Genomic DNA, 15,227 nt, shown 5'->3' with positions numbered 1-15,227 from the left:
TGACTCCTTATTGTAAAAATGGATTATTTTCTTTTTCAAATCGAATACTTGTTTCTGGACCGTGTCCACATAGCACTGCTGTTTCATCTGGTAATACAAATAGCTTCTCTTCAATACTTCCAATTAATTCAGCAAAGCTTCCGCCAGGCAAATCTGTTCTTCCGATGCTCATTTGGAATAATACATCACCAGAAAATACAGCATTCGCTGCTTTACTGTAATAAGAAATACTTCCTGGAGAATGTCCTGGTGTCTCAAAAATTTCAAAACTAAAAGAACCAATCGTTAATGTACCCTCTGCATCGATAATATGATCTGCTGGTTTCGCTGTAATACTGCGGTTCATCATAAAAATTTGCGAGCCATTCACAGTTGCATCTCCTAACCAATCCGCTTCTTCTTTGTGTACGTATACCGGAATATGAAAAGCGTCTCTCACGGCATCAACAGCACCAATATGATCAAAGTGAGCATGTGTTAATAAAACCGCAAGTGGCTTTAACTGCGCTTCCTGTAAATATGTAACAAGTTTCTCTCCTTCATGACCAGGATCAAAAATAATACACTCATTTTGATCATTCGTTAAAATATAAGCATTTGTTTGTAATGGGCCTAAAGGCATTTGTATCCATTTCATATGAAAATCTCCTCCAGTTATTTAATTTACTTTTAATGATACAACATTTCTTTCTCTTAGGAAAAGAAGGCGTGTTATCTCGACAATCATTTTTAAAACATGTACAATATAAAAGAGTAAATATTCTAAAAACTCATTCTAAGGAATGAGTAGACAGAGGAGGATATTGTATGGGCCTTGTTATTATTTTTACGCTAGTCACTCTGTTAGCTGTATTTGCTACGCTTAGAACACTTCGCGAAAAAAACTTATTCGCGGGCGGCTTCGCTATTGCAACCGTACTTGTTTTCGGATGGTTTACAATCATGACTGTTCTATATAATGGGTACCCACCAACAGCTTAATCCATTTACATTTTTATTCTCCAACAAGATCTTGCATAAAAAGAGGAAGGGGGCCCCTTCCTCTTTTCATTATTCACAACTTATATCATCTTCGCCTCGTATTTGTGCTTTTTTACAAGCCACGCTCCTCCAATTACACCTGCATCATTACCAAGTATTGCAATTGCTAACTTTGTGCTCTTTACAGCACGAGAGAAAGCATATTGCTCGAAGTAACGTTGAATTGGCTCTAATAGTGCGTCTCCAGCTTTAGATACGCCACCACCAATTACGATTTTCTCTGGGTTCAACGTACTAGCAAGGTTCGCTACAGCTAATCCTAAATAAGAAGCTACTTTTTCCACTACTTCACCTGCTAGTTCGTCACCTTGTCCAAGCGCTTCAAACACATCTTTTGATGTAATAAGCCCTTCTTCTGCTAACATAGAACGTAAAACACTTTCTTTAGCTGTCTCTTGTATTTGTTGCATAGCAACACGCACAATACCTGTTGCAGAGGCTACCGTTTCTAAACAACCCGACTTCCCGCAATTACATGGAAAAGCGTTCTCTGTAACAACTGTAATATGTCCAATCTCACCAGCAGCACCGCTTATACCATGTACAATCTCACCATTGGCGATAACACCACCACCAACACCAGTGCCAAGTGTCATACAAATTAAATCTTTTGCTCCTTCACCGGCACCTTTCCACATTTCACCAAGCGCCGCTAAGTTTGCATCATTATCAATAACAACAGGTAATCCCGTTTCTACTTCTAGTAAATCTTTTAACGGATAGTTTTTCCATCCTAAATTAACCGCTTCATAAATCATTCCAGATGCCACATGTACAGGACCAGGAGCTCCCATACCAATACCAATTAGCTTACTTTTTAATTCACCTAATTCTTCTAACTTTTTATCAATAGCTTTCGCTACATCAAGTGTAATATGTTTTCCTTGTTCATTTGTATTCGTAGGGATTTCCCACTTATGTAAAATTTCACCGTACACATTAATAAATGCTAATTTAATCGTTGTACCACCAAGGTCAACACCAACTAACCATTTCTCTTCCATGTTACGTACCTACCTTTATCTATTTCTTATTTATCTCTTTTTGAATTTCTTGCTTCAACAAAAATAAAGCTGTTTGATAGTCTTGTGGATCGATTAGCTGTGATTGATTTAATTCACGCAATTCATCTTGCATTAATTGTAAATCAGCGATTCGATCACCCGTATAAATAATCGTGCCAAATTTCTTTAGCAATTGCTGAATATCATAAATGGATATCATTTCATCACCCTTTATGCTCACTTACTATAAAAAAATTATAATAAGAAAACGTTCACATATTTTATTATAATCAAGAAGAAAAAGTCTCGTCAATTTTTATTTGTCTATACAAGCCCATTTATAACCATTGTTCCTTTTTCTGTAATAATTTTTTCTACATTTTTATCAAATGGCTCTACCGGAATATGTTTTACAATTTGAAAATCATAAGCTAATGATAGCGTTTTCCCTTTATAGTGCACGAGATAACGATCATAGTAGCCACCGCCATATCCAATCCGTTCTCCTCGGCGTGTATAAGCTACTCCTGGCACGATAAGAAGATCAATTTCACACGCATTCACTTCTTCCGTAAGTGCTGGAATCGGTTCACGTAAATTCATATATACTGTTTCTAATTGATTTAAATTACTAATTTGTCGAAAAGACATCGTTCTTGTCCCTTTATTACACTTCGGAACAACAATTTTCTTTCCTTCTTCCCAAGCTTTTTCGATAATCGGATATGTATTCACTTCATGCTCCATCGAGAGAGTGATTCCAATTGTTTTAGCTTCAACCCACTCTTTTTGTCCATACACCGAAACTGCAATTTGTTCCGATAAAGTTGTATACTGTTCTTCAGATAAAGAATTCATGTGTTCTATTATTTGTTTGCGTAAACGTATTTTCTCTTCTTTCACACACTTTTCCCCCTTGCAGTGACACTTTACTCTACGAAGATAGTGTATCACTTTTACGTAGGAATCGCATAAAAAAAAGAAACAGTAGGAAAATATTCCTACTGCTTACTTTGTTTCACGGTGTAACGTAGACTTCTTGTCACGCTTGCAATACTTTTTAAGCTCGATACGCTCAGCGTTGTTACGTTTATTTTTCTTTGAGATATAGTTACGATCTCCGCATTCTGTACATGCTAGAGTAATATTCACACGCATTCTTATTTCCCTCCAGTCACTAATAACTTAAATCAGACTATACTATAATACCACTTTTGAAATAAAAATTCTACACCTTTTGATATTGTCTAATTTTTTCTATAAGATTTTTCATGTTTTCCCTTGCTATTACTGGGTTTCTAGCATGTGAATACACCAAAATTTTTGGTTGTTTTGTATCAGAAACGATATAAGACCACTCTTTTTCGGTATATTTGAACTGTATCCCTTCAAATATACCTTCTTCTTTTCTTTCCATATCGGCCAATAATTTCCTCATTACTTTCCCTTTTTCCTTCCATGAACATACAACTTCATCATAAAGTAGATACAGTGGCGGTGATTGCTCTGCTATGCTAAGTAATGTTTTTCCTTGCAACGCTATTAATTCGAATAATTTTCCAATTCGATATAAAATATCTCGTTTCCATCTTAATTGAAAAGAGTTTTTTTCGTTATGCATATAAAAGAGGAGATAACATTCCCCTAATTTCAAAGACATTGGGTAAACATTATCTGCTGATTCGAGTAATAAATCTGGAATATCTACTTCTTCAAAATCAGTTCCTTGGTAAATATTACTGTGAGTGTCATATAATTCGAAGCGATTTCCGTGTTCAGAAAACATAAGCGCCATATTTGCTTTACTCGATTTCATCAGAGCTTTCACATGATCTTTTTGTTCACTCGCGTAAATCCATGTAACTGTGCATCCAAGCCTTTGTAGAAAGATCATAAGTAAATGTTGTAACATATCATTTCTCTTATTAATAAGAAGATGAAACTTCTGTTTTTGTATCGTTTTAATATCAATACGCTCTAACACAGCTTCTACATAATTATTTACAGAAACATGAACTAGCTTATTTCGCCCCATTTCTTTCTCAGAAGCGTAATAAAACGACTCAGACATATATACTTGTTCTATCGCTTTTTGCTGCTTATACGTTAAAAACGAGCCCTCCTTGCCATACAGTTGTATAACAATTCCTCTTTCGCTTTCCACTTGAACGAAAACTCCACCTGCACATTGCAAATTATGAATGGCATACTGAAAAAGCGATTCATTCATTTCTTTACATTCCATCGTATGAATCCCGCTGCCATGAATGGCATGGAGGAATAAATTTTTAAAGGAAGTTGTTTCTATATTTTCCTGACTTCCAATCAATATACTCTCTCCTTTAGCAAAAAGAGATCCATAAGCCATTGCAACTTTCACAATAAATTGAGGAGTAATTTCAACATTACCCCTTCCTACAATCCGGCTTTTTTGTAACCATCCTGCACTCTTTTCACTCTCTTTAACACCGGCAGAACCTACTATCGAATGACTATCTATCTCCTTATATGGCCATATTTTTCCTTTTTGCTTAATTACTGTACTTTTCCCTATATGACAATGATCCGCTACAATACTTTTTTGAAAAAGTGTAACATCATCTTCGACCATTGTATGATCTCCTATTGTTGTTTCTAACAACTCACAATTTTTCCCTATATGAGAGTTTGCAAAAATGATGCTTTTTTGAAGATGAGAATAACTTGAAACGATACTATTTTTCCCGATAATAGAGTACGGTTCAATTACAGCCCCTGCACCAATCATTGCTCCTTCCCCAATAAAAGAAGGACCATGAATTTTCGTCCCTTTTCCTATCGTTACACCTTCTCCCATCCACACCATTGGTAATACTTCTGTATATGGAATAGGCACCTTCAATTTTTTCGTCAACAAATCGAATTGAGCTTGCCGATATTGATCAAATGTACCAATATCTAGCCAATAGTCTTCTGATAAATATGCAAATAAAGCATTTTTATTTGCCAATAATGGAAACACATCATGACTGAAATCCGAAAATTCCATGGATGGTATGTAAGAAAAGATTTCTGGCTCCATTATATAAATACCTGTATTCACAATATTAGAAACTACCTCATTCCAGCTCGGCTTTTCTATATATCGTATAATTTCTTGTTCTTTATTCATTACAACTAACCCAAATGAAAGTGGGTTTTCTACTTCTTTCACAAACATTGTTACCATTCTCTTCTTCTGTTCATGAAATGCAATTCCTTCTGATAATTGAAAGTCAGTTAGTGCATCCCCACTAATAACAACAAATGTTTCATCTAAAAAACTTTCCGCTTGCTTAATACTCCCTGCTGTTCCAAGCGGAGGAGAATCTTCAAAATAATACAAGTTAACTCCCCACTTACTACCATCACCAAAGTATTGCTTAATGGCAGTACTCATATATTGAACTGTAATTGCAATTTCACGAATACCATGCTGACGTAATAATTCAATATTATATTCAAGAACTGGTTTTTCTAACAATGGTAACATCGGTTTTGGAGTATTACATGTTAATGGTCTAAGGCGTCTCCCTTTTCCTCCAGCTAAAATAACCCCCTTCATATACTTCAGCCTCCACTTATATAATGTTCAAGAACTCCGTATATCATTTACCCCACATTAACTGCAGTAAAAGTCCGGTTTGATATGATCTAACAATCAGCGAGAGACAGCCCCACTAATTAAAGCCTCACTTTATAAATAAATGTACCTTTTAACTCCCGCCAAAAAGAAAGCGCTTACTATTAACTTGGTAAAATAATTAATAAGACGTAACTAACATATATGTACTTATTTTCCCATTAATTATGATACATCTTATCATCATAGACTAAAGGAAACAACGAGCTTTTTTTGTCATGTTTTGACTAAAAAAAGCAGGTGATTTCTCATCACCTACTTTTCCCCCTACTCATTCAATAAATAATGCTTTCCTTTTACTACATAAAATACATTCTCGGCAATATTTGTAACATGGTCTGCTACACGCTCAATATATCTTGCAACAAAGGATAGTTGTGTAATTTGTGTAATCGCTTCTGGTTGTCCAGGGATAGATGAAATAAATTCACGAATCGCCTTCCCATAAATTTCATCAACTGAATCATCCATTTCAGCAATTTGTTTAGCAAAAGTTAAATTTTCTTGCTCATATGCTTCTAATGCTAAATTTAACATCTTATGAGCAATCTCAAACATTTCCTCAAGATTATGCAAACTAACAACCACTTCTTTTTCACCAAGACGAATTGTTGATTTCGCAATATTAACAGCATGGTCTGCAATACGTTCTAAATCTGTCGCTGTTTTAATTGAAATGAAAATTCTTCTTAAATCACTTGCTACAGGCTGCTGCTTTGTAATAAGCATAAGCGCAAGGTCATTTATTTCCTCTTCTAAATTATCCATGCGATAATCCCCATCAATGACTTCTAACGCTTTCTCTACATCCCTGTTGTGAAGACCTTCCATAGCAATCAATAAAGCTCCACTTGCTAACTCACCAAGCTCGATCACCTTTTGCTGTAACGTTTTTAAATCACATTGAAACTGTTCTCTTACCATCATTTCTTCCCCCTCAATATTATGTGCCCTTTTATATAAATCCCCTACCCAGCCTCTTGTACGTTTATTAAGCCTTGAGAAAAGAGAAATATTACTCCCCCTATTTAAAATGAGGTGAAAGTGAGAAATGCCCTCTGTTAAGAGGGCATTTACTCTTAGCCTTGCTAGCGATATCAACCAAATCGTCCTGTAATGTAGTCTTCTGTACGCTTATCTGCAGGTGTTGTAAATAATTTGTTGGTATCTGTATATTCCACAACTTCTCCACTTAAGAAGAAAGCAGTTTTATCTGAAATTCGTGCTGCTTGTTGCATGTTGTGCGTTACGATAACAATACTAAAATCTTTCTTTAACTCCTGAATTAATTCTTCTACTTTTGATGTTGAAATTGGATCTAGCGCCGATGTTGGCTCATCCATTAAAATTACGTCTGGCTCAATCGCTAAGCAGCGTGCAATGCATAGACGTTGTTGCTGACCACCAGATAAACCGTATGCATTATCATGCAAACGATCTTTTAACTCATCCCAAATAGCTGCGCCGCGCAAGCTATTTTCAACAATTTCATCAAGTGTTTTTTTGTCACGAACACCATGGATTTTCGGACCATATGCTACATTTTCATAAATAGATTTTGGGAATGGATTTGGCTTTTGGAACACCATACCCACATGCGTACGTAATTCTTCAACCGGATATGATTTATCAAATATGTTTCGTTCTCTATATTCGATAACGCCCGTAGTTCGAACGATAGGCACTAACTCTACCATACGATTTAGCGTTTTTAAGTATGTTGATTTCCCACAACCACTTGGACCGATAATCGCTGTTACTTCATTCTCATGAATACTTAAGTTGATATCTTTTAAAGCATGGTCTTCTCCGTACCATAAATTTAAATTTTTCGTATCAAATACTATTTTTTTTGGTGCTGTCTCAATCTTTTTCTCATTTTTCACCTGTACATTTACTACTGTTGCTACCATTTGAATTCCCCTTTCATCCACTTCCAACTTATTTTCGATTTCGTAACCATAAGACAAATATATTTATAAAGAGCAACAATCCTAGCAAAACAATCATCCCAGCTGCTGCTACATACTGAAATTCTTCTTGTGGTCTACTCATCCAATTAAAAATTTGAATTGGTAAAACCGTAAATCTATCAAACATACTGAACGGAACATAATTTGCAAAGGCAAGGGCCCCAATAACTAATAATGGTGCTGCCTCACCAATTGCTCTCGATACCGCTAACGTACATCCCGTTACAATCCCTGGCAAAGCGACTGGCAATACAATTCGATACATCGTTTGCCATTTCGTAGCACCTAATCCGTAAGAAGCCTCTAGTAATGAGCTCGGCACAGTTCTAATCGCTTCTTGACTAGCTACAACAACAGTTGGTAAGACGAGTAAACTCATCGTCAGTGCCGCTGCCATTATGCTCTCTCCCAAATGGAGAGCGTATACGAAAATAGTTAACCCGAGTAAACCAAACACAACGGAAGGTACCCCTGCTAATGTTTGATTATTTAATTCAATTAACTTTTTAAAAACGGACTCCTTCGCATAATGCTCTAAATAAAGAGCTGTTCCGACTCCAAATATAAAAGAGACTGGTATAACAATGCTCATAAATAGTATTGTCCCTGACAAAGCAGCGACAATCCCAGCTTCTCTCGGATTACGTGAGGCGAAGTTTGTAAAGAAATCTATTGAAAGATAACTTATACCTTTTTCAAAAATTTGAAAAAGCAATATAAAAAGTATTACTACTGAAAACAAAATTGCTATATAAAACAAACACTTGTAAATCCGATCCTTTAAAAAACGAGATGCCATATTTTCTTGTATGTTCTTATGGTTTAACATTCGCATATTATGTCACCCTCCTAAAACGGCGCATAATATATTGCGAAATGATATTCATAATAAAAGTAAACATAAATAACGTTGCACCTACAGCATACATGCTGTAATAAGTAATCGTTCCGTGCGGAGCATCACCTAAACTCACTTGTACAATATAGGCTGTTAATGTTTGAATAGAATGAGTCGGATCTATCGATACATTAGGTGTTGATCCAGCTGCAATAACAACAATCATCGTTTCACCAATTGCCCTGGAAGCTGCTAATATAATCGCTGCCATTATGCCCGTAAAAGCCGATGGAAACACCACTTGTTTTACCATCTCAAAACGAGTTGCTCCTAGCGCTAATGAGGCTTCTTTAATTCCTTTCGCTACAGCTCTCATCGCATCTTCAGAGAGAGACGCAATCGTCGGTATCATCATAAACCCTATAACAATACCTGGACTAATAGCATTAAAAAACTGCAAATCTGGTATAACCCGTTGTAAAAGTGGTGTGACAACTGTTAACGCGAAAAAACCATATACAATTGTCGGGATGCCTGCTAGTAGCTCTAACAACGGTTTTAATATTTTCCGAGCGCCATTCGAAGCGTATTCGCTTAAAAACACGGCACAACCTAAACCAATAGGAATTGCTACGAACATGGCAATTGCTGTTACAAGGATTGTTCCACATATAAGTGGTAATATACCGAATTTTGGATCTTCAAAAAAAGGTAACCATTCCTTCTCTGTCAAAAAAGAATACAATGATATCTTTTGAAAAAACATGATTGTTTCATTTGCCAACGTAATAATAATTCCAAGTGTCGTTACAATGGACACGCTAGCAATGGCTTTTAGTATTAACGGAACAATTCGATTGATTCGCTGCGTTTTTTTTCTTCTATTTGTATTTCTCTCAATCAAATGTTGTACAGAAAATGTAATTTGACTTTTGTCATTATGAGCCAAAGATGAAAACCCCTTTCCACCCTGACATTACCTTTTTATTTCTGTTAACATTCGCAGCTGTTCATTATATTTTTCTTTTGGTAATTTTACATATCCGACCTCTTCAGCAAGGCTTCCAACATGCTTAATCATAAACTCAACATAATTTGCTACATTAATTTTATTTCTGATAGATGCATGATTCACATACGTAAATAGCGGCCTAGATAATGGCTTATACGTACCCGACTGAATGGTCTCTTTCGTTGGAAATACACCATCCACCTGTATTGCTTTTACCTTATCTCGATTGGCCATATAATAAGCATATCCTACAAAAGCAATGGCATTTTTATCATTCATTACCCCTTGCATAATAACTTGATCGTCTTCAGACAAAGAAACCGTTTTTACAAGGCGATTATTTTGTAAGACAACATTTTGGAAATAATCATAAGTACCAGAGTCTACGCCTGGCGCATAAAATTTAACTTGTTCACGAGGCCATGATGAATGAATTTGTGACCATCGTTTCAATCTTCCATTTTCACTCCATAATAGACGTAACTCGTCTATCGTCATATTGTTTACCCACGTATTTTGACGATTCACAACAATCGTTAGACCGTCATAAGCAACCTCAAATGGTGTAAATTGAATGAATTTTTTCTGCATTGCATTTTCTTCTACCGGTTTCATCAATCTCGAAGCATTGTTTATATCTACTTCTCCTTTACTGAAACGATTAAATCCTCCCCCTGTCCCAGAAATACTAATAGAAATTTTCACGTTTGGATGGGCCTTTGTATATTCCTCTGCTACTGCCTCTATAATGGGGAAAACCGTTGAGGATCCATCAACTCTCACTTCTCCCATTTCATTTGTAGCGAATGCAGTAGACATATTAAAACAAAGGAAACATGTCGATAATGTCAAAACTTTAATCGATGCGCTCATCCATTTCACGTGTTCTTCCTCCTAGAAGTAACCGGAAATAACAGGATTACAGATATAAGAATACTGCTAAACTATTAATTCGGTTTTAATTATTTGTAAAAGTTTTGTAAAGTCCCACAAAAACAACTGTATACACAAACTTTATTTTCACTTTTGTACTTTAGATGCAGGAAATTTTCTAATCATCCATAAAGCGAAACTTTAATCAGTGGGGGTTTTGTTCATCCCCCACTGATTATTAGCCCTCACCAATCGGGCGTTTACGGGCAGCAGGGCTCCCACCTAACTTCTTTGCTCCAGCTGAATTTTGAGGTGGGAGTTTTACCGCCCTCAAACGCGGGATAAAACTGCTATCGCCTATCACACAAGACAAACTTAGAGCGTATGCACTAATCTTGTTGTGTTCATCGTTTTTGAAACTACATGTTTTTTCAATATTTTATGCTTGTCCACATTTACTAAACCATATGCGTAAGGCATAAAAAAAAGCACACTATCTTTTCAGATAGTGTGCTTTTTTTACAACTTTTTTATTCATCATCTTGATTTTTATTTTTTTTCTCTTTTTCATCTTTTGGAGCTTCACCAGTTATTGCTTGTTGTTTTAACTCAAAATAAGCATCCATAATTTCACGACCAATATATCCGTTAATTCCTGTTTTATCATCATGTACCCATGGTACAACAACAGAAAATGCTACTTCTGGATCTTCAAGTGGCGCATAACCTACTAATGTTAAATTATATGTTTCACGACGCTCACCTTTTGCATTTCTACCAATCTCTTTATCTCCGCCATATACAGTTTGAGCTGTACCTGTTTTCCCAGCTGCTTTATATGGTGCGCCTGCAAAGTATTTTGTAGCTGTACCACCTGTATCGTTATACACTTGTCTAAATCCTTCTTGTACACGTTTAATTTGCGATTCAGGCATATCAATGCGATTTAATACTTTCGGTTCCATTGATTGAACAACTTTTCCAACTTCCTCTGGCTTCGCCGATGGCTGACGTATTTCCTTTACAACTTGCGGTTGCATACGATATCCACCATTCGCAATCGTCGAAATATATTGTGCTAATTGAAGTGGTGTATACGTATCATACTGTCCAATTGATAAATCTAATAAGAAACCTGGTATCTGATCTGTTCTACCTCTTTGTCCAGCCGTTTCATTCGGTAAATCAATGCCAGTTTTTACACCAAGTCCAAATTGACCGAAATAGTAACGCATAGTATCATATGATTTTTGTGGTATATCTAACGTACCGCCTCGCACATATGGAACCCCAGCGATATTCATCGCTGTTTTAAACATATAAACGTTTGAAGACATTTTTAACGCTGTCAGGTCATTAATGTATCCCATCGTTTTCCATGATGATTTTGTTTGTGTACCTTTTAATTTAATTGGTTCATCTAACTGTACAGATCCAGGTTGAATCGCGCCAGTTTGATATCCCGTAAGTACTGTCGCACCTTTTACAGTTGAACCCATCGGATACGAACTCGTCATCGTTCCTAATGCAAAATCTTCTACTTTCGTTTCGCCGTCTTTATCCACTAATTGTTTCCCCGCCATAGATAAAACTTCACCATTTTTCGGGTTCATCATTACAACGAATGCACGGTCTAAAAGAGGTTCGCTCCCTTTAAATCTCATTAAGTTTTTCGTAAGAATTTCTTCTACGCGCTTTTGTAATTCCATATCGATTGTTAAATTCAGGTCGTTACCTCGTTGTCCTTGTGACACATTAATAGTTTCTAAAATATTACCATCTTTATCTGTAACATTTCTAACTTCAGCTTTTGTGCCGTGTAAACTATCTTCGTACTGTTGCTCAAGGTAACTTTTTCCTACGCGATCATTACGATTATAATCACGAACAAGATAGTAATCTAATCTTTCTCTCGGTAACCCTTCATCAGAAGAAGTTACACCACCAAGTACACTTCGGAACATATCATCATACTTATATTTTCGTTCCCAGTCGACATTTGTATCTACACCTGGCAATTTTGCCAAATTTTCACTAATAATCGCGTATTCTTCTTCTGTTGCACCTTTTTTAACGATTTGCGGCGTCATTGCATATCCGCTTTCCATCTTACTTTTGATCGCCAATATTTCTAAATCTTTTGCTGACAATTGATTAATCTCTTCTTCTGTTACACGATTTCGTTGACGTTCATCTAGTTCTTTATCTTCAATTTTATTCGCTTTAAAATCTTCACGATCTTTTTTTGTGATTTTTGCTTCTGCTTCTTCTTTATGTAAAGCAAGCCAATAATCTTTCTTATCGCGATCTGTTAACTTATCTGTTGGGACTTCAATTAAATCTGCTAACTTTTTCGCCGTTTCTAAGCGATCTGCTGCAGTTGATCCCTTCATTTTTGTAAATGTAATTGTACGAATAGGCTCATTATCTACGACCGCTTCTCCATTACGATCAAATATTTTCCCGCGTGGTACAGGATTGCTTATCGTTGAATTTTCTTTTTTCTCAACTTCATTTTTATATTCCTCACCACGAACAATTTGTACGTATCCAAGCCTTACAATAACCGCGGAGAACATTAAAAACACGCAAAAAAACAACACGTTTAACCGAAAGGGAACGTGGGTTTTTTTCTTTGTCTGGTTCTTTTTCTGCTTCTTGCTCATACAAACCCCCTCTACCAACAGCTATGTAATGTGAAAGGGACACCTTCATACAGGTGCCCTCACTGCTGTCTTACATCTTTTTCTATTCTAGCATAAAACACGCGATAAGTTAACCTTCTGGTTCAGTTTGATTCTGTGTGCTCCCTTGCGCTACAACACTGGTTTTGTTCACATTCCCCTCATCATATTTGACATTTTTAACTGCAAAATAAATAAGGAAATGTCCAGCTCCTAAAATACATAGTAAGAAAGGTAAACTTTTTTCAGGCGGAAAAAATATGACAGCACATAAAAAACTTAAAATGGAACAAATTCTTCCAGCATTTAACCATAATTCCCTGACCACTATATATTCTACACGCCATTCTCTCGCCTGTTTTGCTCTACCAATTACATCGTATGTCATGGAGCCGTACGGAACGAGTAAAATAGGATATGCAACCGCAATACATGCTGCATAAATAAGTAATTTCGTATATGTAACATTAAAAATAACTAAAAATACAACCGCGTATAAAATAATACCGCCAAGTAAAATTGCTTTTTTTCGCCATTCTTTCTTTAACATACGAGCAACTAAATAATAGCATACAAATGATACTGCAGAATTCACTAAACTATATTTCCCTAGTGCTAACTCGCTACCAGATGCTAAATAGACATATACCGAAATAACGAAAATAAACGTTCCCTCTCTCAAACCTTGGTAGAAATGAGCGCGCGTAATTCTTCCCCAGTTTTCATCAACTTGCCGCTCTTTCAATACTTGCACAATTTCATAGCGTCCTTCACATTCCCTCTTCGATAAAAAAAAGCTTAGAACGACTGCAACCGCAAATAGCATTAACGAGAGGAAGAAAACGACAGTATAACCACTCCATTTTTCCATACGTGAAATTGTATATCCTGCTGCTATCGGTCCAATCATTCCAGAGAACGATGTAAGAAGTCCTAGAAAACCGTTAAAAAAATCTCTTGTTTCTGGTTCTGTAATCTCAAATGTTAACAAGTTAAAAGCGAGCCAATAAAAACCATAACCAACTCCTAAAAGGGCTCCCATTAATAAAATATAGTGAGATGCACTTTTTCCCGCTACTAAAACGACGATAAAAAAAACAGCTAACGTGCCTACACCGATTCTCAATAAAATCGAGCGATCAATACGTTTCGCTAATTTCCCGCCCACAAGAAATGTTAGAGGCTGCAATACAACGCTGGCCAAATTATACAAGCCCAGATTCACATAATTTTGTGTTTGCTTCCATAAATAAATGTTTACAAACGTATTCGATAAAGAAATTGCGAGCGTGTATAAACCTCCTATAACGAGCAATAATACTAAATCCCGATTCACTTCAACATCACCGATTACATGTTTCCACTTCATACACAACTCTCCTTTACTTCATGTTCTAGTCTTCCAAAAACAAGCTCAATTATGTAAAAGGAGAACATAGAAAAAAGCTAGGAGAAAACCCCCTAGCTTTTTTCTAGCTGTATTAACTTTAATTATTTTGCTTCTTGGTAAAGTTTTTCAGCAACGTTCCAATCTACAACGTTCCAGAATGCACCGATGTAGTCAGGACGACGGTTTTGGTAATTTAAGTAGTAAGCATGCTCCCAAACATCTAAACCGATAACTGGAGTTTTACCTTCAGTTAGAGGAGAATCTTGGTTTGGAGTGCTTGTTACTTCTAACTCACCATTGTTTACTACTAACCAAGCCCAACCAGAACCGAAGCGAGTTGCGCCAGCTTTTGCGAATTCTGCTTTGAATGCATCGAAGCTACCGAATTTCGCTTCAATCGCAGTTGCAAGTTCGCCTACTGGTTGTCCCCCGCCGTTTGGAGATAGGATTGTCCAGAAGAATGTATGGTTAGCATGTCCGCCACCATTGTTACGTACTGCTGTACGGATTGCTTCAGGTACTTCGTTTAAGTTTGCAACTAATTCTTCAACGCTTTTGTCAGCTAATTCTGCATGACCTTCTAAAGCAGCGTTTAAGTTTGTAATATACGTGTTGTGATGTTTTGTATGATGGATGTTCATTGTTTCTTTATCAAAGTGAGGTTCTAAAGCATCATACGCATAAGGTAAATTTGGTAATTCGTGTTTTGCCATTGTTATATTCCTCCCGGTTTATGTATTGTCACTACATA

The 15,227-nt window shown here is 36.4% G+C and carries 15 protein-coding genes; 1 reads left to right on the top strand and 14 read right to left on the bottom strand.

Features of this window, described 5'->3' with window-relative positions:
* Positions 1 to 7: 7 nt before the first annotated feature.
* The gene (locus tag BG05_RS10580) at positions 8 to 637 is read right to left on the bottom strand and encodes an MBL fold metallo-hydrolase (protein ID WP_003191340.1); all 630 of its coding nucleotides are present in this window, start codon (positions 635 to 637) and stop codon (positions 8 to 10) included.
* Between the two features lie 170 nt (positions 638 to 807).
* On the opposite strand from BG05_RS10580, the gene BG05_RS29445 reads away from it, so the two are divergent.
* Positions 808 to 981 (top strand): DUF2759 domain-containing protein, encoded by a 174-nt coding sequence (locus BG05_RS29445; protein ID WP_002015138.1) that lies wholly within the window; start codon positions 808 to 810, stop codon positions 979 to 981.
* A gap of 80 nt (positions 982 to 1,061) precedes the next feature.
* Here the strand turns inward: BG05_RS29445 and glcK are convergent, their stop codons facing one another.
* The 13 genes from glcK to sodA all read right to left on the bottom strand — a co-directional run bounded on the left by glcK (position 1,062) and on the right by sodA (position 15,189).
* Entirely contained in the window at positions 1,062 to 2,045 is a 984-nt protein-coding gene (gene glcK / locus BG05_RS10570) for a glucokinase (RefSeq protein WP_002015139.1), read from the bottom strand.
* A 19-nt stretch (positions 2,046 to 2,064) separates the two neighbouring features.
* On the bottom strand, positions 2,065 to 2,265 hold the full coding sequence (locus BG05_RS10565) for a YqgQ family protein (RefSeq protein ID WP_002015140.1): 201 nt from the start codon (positions 2,263 to 2,265) through the stop codon (positions 2,065 to 2,067).
* Positions 2,266 to 2,369: 104 nt separating this feature from the next.
* Entirely contained in the window at positions 2,370 to 2,948 is a 579-nt protein-coding gene (locus tag BG05_RS10560; RefSeq protein WP_002015142.1) for a 5-formyltetrahydrofolate cyclo-ligase, read from the bottom strand.
* A 105-nt stretch (positions 2,949 to 3,053) separates the two neighbouring features.
* Entirely contained in the window at positions 3,054 to 3,203 is a 150-nt protein-coding gene (gene rpmG, locus BG05_RS10555) for a 50S ribosomal protein L33 (protein WP_001265616.1), read from the bottom strand.
* Positions 3,204 to 3,273: 70 nt separating this feature from the next.
* The gene (locus BG05_RS10550; protein WP_002165066.1) at positions 3,274 to 5,628 is read right to left on the bottom strand and encodes a sugar phosphate nucleotidyltransferase; all 2,355 of its coding nucleotides are present in this window, start codon (positions 5,626 to 5,628) and stop codon (positions 3,274 to 3,276) included.
* Positions 5,629 to 5,973: 345 nt separating this feature from the next.
* Positions 5,974 to 6,630 carry a phosphate signaling complex protein PhoU gene (phoU, locus tag BG05_RS10545; RefSeq protein ID WP_002015145.1) on the bottom strand — a complete coding sequence of 219 codons (657 nt, stop codon included), beginning with the start codon at positions 6,628 to 6,630 and terminating at the stop codon, positions 5,974 to 5,976.
* Positions 6,631 to 6,803: 173 nt separating this feature from the next.
* On the bottom strand, positions 6,804 to 7,619 hold the full coding sequence (gene pstB / locus BG05_RS10540) for a phosphate ABC transporter ATP-binding protein (protein ID WP_002088644.1): 816 nt from the start codon (positions 7,617 to 7,619) through the stop codon (positions 6,804 to 6,806).
* A 28-nt stretch (positions 7,620 to 7,647) separates the two neighbouring features.
* Complete coding sequence (gene pstA, locus BG05_RS10535) at positions 7,648 to 8,514, bottom strand: phosphate ABC transporter permease PstA (protein WP_002167665.1); 867 nt, start codon at positions 8,512 to 8,514, stop codon at positions 7,648 to 7,650.
* Position 8,515: 1 nt separating this feature from the next.
* On the bottom strand, positions 8,516 to 9,466 hold the full coding sequence (pstC, locus tag BG05_RS10530; protein WP_002167664.1) for a phosphate ABC transporter permease subunit PstC: 951 nt from the start codon (positions 9,464 to 9,466) through the stop codon (positions 8,516 to 8,518).
* Positions 9,467 to 9,493: 27 nt separating this feature from the next.
* The gene (locus tag BG05_RS10525) at positions 9,494 to 10,411 is read right to left on the bottom strand and encodes a PstS family phosphate ABC transporter substrate-binding protein (protein WP_002190684.1); all 918 of its coding nucleotides are present in this window, start codon (positions 10,409 to 10,411) and stop codon (positions 9,494 to 9,496) included.
* A 521-nt stretch (positions 10,412 to 10,932) separates the two neighbouring features.
* A complete protein-coding gene (locus BG05_RS10520) occupies positions 10,933 to 13,068 on the bottom strand; it encodes a peptidoglycan D,D-transpeptidase FtsI family protein (protein WP_033731281.1) in 2,136 nt (711 codons plus the stop codon).
* Between the two features lie 109 nt (positions 13,069 to 13,177).
* A complete protein-coding gene (locus BG05_RS10515) occupies positions 13,178 to 14,455 on the bottom strand; it encodes an MFS transporter (RefSeq protein WP_003191442.1) in 1,278 nt (425 codons plus the stop codon).
* Positions 14,456 to 14,577: 122 nt separating this feature from the next.
* On the bottom strand, positions 14,578 to 15,189 hold the full coding sequence (sodA, locus tag BG05_RS10510; protein WP_001052029.1) for a superoxide dismutase [Mn]: 612 nt from the start codon (positions 15,187 to 15,189) through the stop codon (positions 14,578 to 14,580).
* Between the last annotated feature and the right edge of the window lie 38 nt (positions 15,190 to 15,227).

Source organism: Bacillus mycoides, from assembly GCF_000832605.1.
In the GTDB taxonomy this organism is placed as follows: Bacteria; Bacillota; Bacilli; order Bacillales; family Bacillaceae_G; genus Bacillus_A; species Bacillus_A mycoides.
Note: the sequence above shows the minus strand (reverse complement) of the source record. Positions and strands in the feature narration are given on the sequence as shown.

Bases quoted from the DNA above. Each gene is read 5' to 3' on its own strand.
- phoU (WP_002015145.1), bottom strand. From the start codon at position 6,630: ATGGTAAGAGAACAGTTTCAATGTGATTTAAAAACGTTACAGCAAAAG.
- BG05_RS10520 (WP_033731281.1), bottom strand. From the start codon at position 13,068: ATGAGCAAGAAGCAGAAAAAGAACCAGACAAAGAAAAAAACCCACGTT.
- sodA (WP_001052029.1), bottom strand. From the start codon at position 15,189: ATGGCAAAACACGAATTACCAAATTTACCTTATGCGTATGATGCTTTA.
- BG05_RS10515 (WP_003191442.1), bottom strand. From the start codon at position 14,455: ATGAAGTGGAAACATGTAATCGGTGATGTTGAAGTGAATCGGGATTTA.
- rpmG (WP_001265616.1), bottom strand. From the start codon at position 3,203: ATGCGTGTGAATATTACTCTAGCATGTACAGAATGCGGAGATCGTAAC.
- BG05_RS29445 (WP_002015138.1), top strand. From the start codon at position 808: ATGGGCCTTGTTATTATTTTTACGCTAGTCACTCTGTTAGCTGTATTT.
- glcK (WP_002015139.1), bottom strand. From the start codon at position 2,045: ATGGAAGAGAAATGGTTAGTTGGTGTTGACCTTGGTGGTACAACGATT.
- BG05_RS10580 (WP_003191340.1), bottom strand. From the start codon at position 637: ATGAAATGGATACAAATGCCTTTAGGCCCATTACAAACAAATGCTTAT.
- pstA (WP_002167665.1), bottom strand. From the start codon at position 8,514: ATGCGAATGTTAAACCATAAGAACATACAAGAAAATATGGCATCTCGT.
- BG05_RS10550 (WP_002165066.1), bottom strand. From the start codon at position 5,628: ATGAAGGGGGTTATTTTAGCTGGAGGAAAAGGGAGACGCCTTAGACCA.
- pstB (WP_002088644.1), bottom strand. From the start codon at position 7,619: ATGGTAGCAACAGTAGTAAATGTACAGGTGAAAAATGAGAAAAAGATT.
- BG05_RS10565 (WP_002015140.1), bottom strand. From the start codon at position 2,265: ATGATATCCATTTATGATATTCAGCAATTGCTAAAGAAATTTGGCACG.